This is a genomic window from Endozoicomonas sp. ALC013 (assembly GCF_049310205.1).
GTDB lineage: Bacteria > Pseudomonadota > Gammaproteobacteria > Pseudomonadales > Endozoicomonadaceae > Endozoicomonas.
This window is the reverse complement of record NZ_JBLYNS010000316.1, coordinates 1-2,368: the sequence shown is the minus strand read 5'-3', so window position 1 is coordinate 2,368 and position 2,368 is coordinate 1. Positions and strand designations below refer to the sequence as shown.

Sequence of the window (2,368 nt, the reverse complement as noted above, 5' to 3'; positions counted from 1 at the left end):
ACTATCATTTAAAAAATGAATAAATGATGTACTCTTCACTATTTAAAAAGTGGGTGTCCTTTTTATTCTTTTTATTGTCCTCTTTTTATTGTCCTCTTTTTATTGTCCTTTACCACCTCAGGAAAGTTGATTAATAGTCAGGGCAAGCCGGTGGAGGTCGTCACCAAGGGGTGCCATGATCCCTGCGTAGGTATTCGTGCAGTACCCATTGCTGAAGCGATGATGGCGATTACCCTGATGGATCATTTTCTGCGGCACCGGGCACAGAATGCCGATGTCGTTAGTCCGATACCGGTTGTTTAAAGCATAAAAAAGGCTTCCGGGTGGAAGCCTTTAAACGTTTAGCCTCCCGGGAGGCTGTACGAATAGTCGTTAAAAGATTTCATAGACAAGGGTTGATCCAGAAACCTCATGGCCAATGATCAGCAAAGGCTTGCCAGTGGGACTGTCCGCTTCTGCCACAAAGACCATACCCTCCGGTGAAAGGTCACCAGCCAGTTCAGGCTGCTCGGCCACATTCACGGAAAAGTCCCGGTTATGGATATAGCGGACATATTCAGGTGATTCCGGACTGGTGATGTCGTACATAAACAGGCCGCCGGTACGCTCAAGACCAACAAACGCATAGTGTCTTCCATTGATTTCACCAATGGCCAGGGCTTCAGGCTCCGGACCTTTGTCATCACTGCGGTTATCGCCTTTGGTTTCATCGTCATTGTTATTGAAGTCAGACTTCAGTATTTCTGCCGTGATGCGCTCGAAATCATCGCCAGAGTCAAACACCAGATTTCCGGATTCATCCCAGATGGCGAAGGAACGGGTACCGTAAGCATAAAGCTGTTCAAACTCACCATCGTTATCACTGTCTCCCAGAGTGTTGGTGATTTTCAGTTGAGCCATCCCGGCTGAATCTTTTGCTTTGTCGGCATTTGGGTGCTCATCAGCCACCTTCACCTTTTTCACACGGAACTCTTCAGTATAAGCAAGGCAGCCGTCGTCTTCATCAAACTTCAGGCCGCCGGAGTTCAGACAATCTGTTCTGGAAGGGCTGTCATACCAGTAATCACGGGCATCACCTTCGTTGGCAGAAACAACATAGGTTTTGCCATTGGCTTCATAAGAAGCGAGGGTGTCTGGCTGATACATACCGTATACACCCGCCCAGGTTTTCAGATTCACGCCACCATCCCTGTTACTGATATCGGCGGTGTATTTCCCAAAATCTTTGTAGCCCAGGGGGAAGATCTTAACGACTTCAGCTGCTTCAATATCAATGATTGCCTGAGCATTATTTTCCTGCAGGCTGACATAAGCCTTTTTAGAGTCATTGGATACGGTGATGAACTCAGGCTCAAGGTCTTGTGCAACGGTGGCATTTCGGCCAAATACCCGAACTTGCTCGCTTAACTCATTGTGCCTTGGACCGTATTTATTAAACTCAGTAAAGCCAACTTGTCTGACCTCGCCTACGGTACCGTTATCGTTGATCTGGATAATGCTGATGGAACCCTCAGGATCAATTTTGTAATCTTCAGAAGGCTCACCTTCATTGGCAACCAGCGCATATTTACCATTTGGGGTAAAGGTCACCATGTCTGGCAGTGCTGAAGTGTGGACATAATCCCGGTAGGTTGCATTACCTTGATCATCGATGTTGAACAGAATAACAACGCCGTTTTCCTGTTTGATGTCAGCTTCAACGGCAACAGCCAGCAGGCCATCATGTAATGACAGGCTGTTTGCAGCACCGAGTTCGATGTCTGGCAGATAGCTTTGAATATCAATGCTGCTTCGTTTGGTCAGGTTTGAATCGGTCAGTGGGTTAGCGAGAGCCTTGCTGGTTAATTGGCTGGCATCCAGAATATCAATCGTTTTTTCTCCGGCATTCACGACAAAAATCGACTGACTGGTTTTATGCCAGCTGACAATTTCTGCTGCACCTTCAAAGAAAGTGCCAGATGCATAGCGACCAACCGGTTGCATATCCGGGTGGGTTACGCTGGCAGATTGCATATCCAAAGTACAGCCTGAAATGATCAGAGCTGCCAGTAATGGAGCGGTTCTGCTGAAAGGGATTTTCATCGGCCTTGCCTGTCATGTCCTGTTTTAGTTGCTGAACAGTTATAACGGGAAATGATGAAAGAAATATGACAGCTAAATCATCACGGTGTACCGAGACAGAGAAACAATCAGAATAGGGCGGTTGATATAGGTCCGCATGATGCGTGCGGGGATCAGGTGCCGCCAATGGCCAGCAGAAACACAAAAGGGTCAACCAACACGTCAAAAAGGGAATTTAAGAATCATGAGGGTCAAAGTCTCATACTGAGCACAACTACAGACCCTGGAGCACAGGATTTACGTCCCG

1 protein-coding gene and 1 pseudogene are annotated in these 2,368 nt (G+C 47.2%); one reads left to right on the top strand and one right to left on the bottom strand.

The features are described from left to right. Positions 1-105 precede the first annotated feature (105 nt). Positions 106-303, top strand: a pseudogene (locus tag ACO6V1_RS23445) (chorismate synthase); the annotation flags it as partial. 69 nt (positions 304-372) lie between these two features. Here the strand turns inward: ACO6V1_RS23445 and ACO6V1_RS23440 are convergent. Continuing rightward, positions 373-2,082, bottom strand: coding sequence for a choice-of-anchor I family protein (locus ACO6V1_RS23440; protein WP_422446382.1), 1,710 nt, complete (start codon positions 2,080-2,082; stop codon positions 373-375). Positions 2,083-2,368: the final 286 nt, after the last annotated feature.